Annotated in this window: 2 protein-coding genes; both read right to left on the bottom strand. The window is 45.2% G+C overall.

All coding sequences use genetic code 11. From position 1 onward, the window contains the following. Positions 1 to 152: 152 nt before the first annotated feature. Positions 153 to 500, bottom strand: coding sequence for a hypothetical protein (locus ACYPWY_RS16300; protein ID WP_459686602.1), 348 nt, complete (start codon positions 498 to 500; stop codon positions 153 to 155). A 14-nt stretch (positions 501 to 514) separates the two neighbouring features. Further along, a partial coding sequence (locus tag ACYPWY_RS16295) for a hypothetical protein (protein ID WP_459686601.1) occupies positions 515 to 1,251 on the bottom strand: 737 nt, incomplete at its 5' end.

The following is a 1,251-nucleotide window of genomic DNA, read 5'->3' as shown; positions in this document are numbered from 1 at the left end:
GAAAATTCGGAAACGACCAGTATATTGCCGTTTGTCGCTATAATCTTGCCGTCTTCTATAATGGCATGGCACATTGCCGCTCTCATCTTGTCGTTGTCGAGCGCCTTGTAAATGTTGGGGAATGTTGTTGTCATGTCTTTTTGGTTTGAAGTTTATTTGTACTCTTTGAAAATGGCTATTTTGTCTTCTTTTGGCAAGGCTTCCCACCAAGCATCGCAGGCATCCACAAACGCCTGATAGCCTTCATCGGAAGGGAAATCGAATTGTCGGTATCCGGTAATGGTTCCCATTATCTTAAACTCGGCGCAGTACCACCACCTGTCGTACAATGGCGCGACGTAATATCTCCTTAACGACTTGACTCTTTTCATGTCTTTTTTGTGCAGGACTTCTATCCTGTAAAAGTCTTCGCTGCAATAAAGGCATTGATAGGTATAACCCTTTATCCGGGATTTTAATAACTCCTTTCCGCAATGCGGGCAAAATCTTCTTGTTCTCATCTTCTTTTCTTATTTTAATCTATCCAGAATGTTCCGCAGTGCGGGCATTTGTTACCGCAGGGGAAGTCGTTGATATAGTACACGCCGTGGTGCCGACGAATGTCCATGTCGCCGAAAGTACAGCCGCCGTTACGGTAGGTTTCGGCATATTTTCTATCTTGCAAGGCTTGTGCGGCAAGCGGCGAAACCTCACTTTTTCTTCTTGCCGTCTTTTCGTATGAAAATGCCGTTTGGGAATCCTTGCACCAGTCCTGATTCATACCACAAACAGCATTCACATAATTGTACTTGAAATAGCTGTCGATAAACAGGTTTTCCCTGACAAAGGGCATGGTAAACGAATGTCCATTCAAATGGCAGTGGTCGCCCGAACCTCCCTGTGTATCAATAATCGCAATCGCCGGATTGGTAAACGATACGCTTTGCCAGTCTTTTTCGCTGCCGGTAATAAGGTCGTCGGTATTGCTGTAAAAATACACGACCAACTGACCGCCGTAAGAGGCTTGGGAAAGCATTTGCCGTATGTCCTTATCCCATGTTGAGGCCGTGATTTTCAGCTTGCGCTTGATTTTGTTCAACCATGCGCTTTGCTCGCTCCGTGTCCATTGCCATGAGCCTTCTTCTATTTCCAGTCCGGTGTCAATGAAGACGGAAAACTTGCCGGTATTTTTGAGCAAATCGCCCACGACATCGCTGTTGTTCCGCTCGTACAGTTTTTCCTCTATTTCTTCCATGTAAGTTTCAAAAACAA

It is taken from the genome of Viscerimonas tarda, from assembly GCF_054601255.1.
The sequence above is the reverse complement of the archived record's forward strand: the minus strand, read 5'-3'. Positions and strand labels throughout refer to the sequence as shown.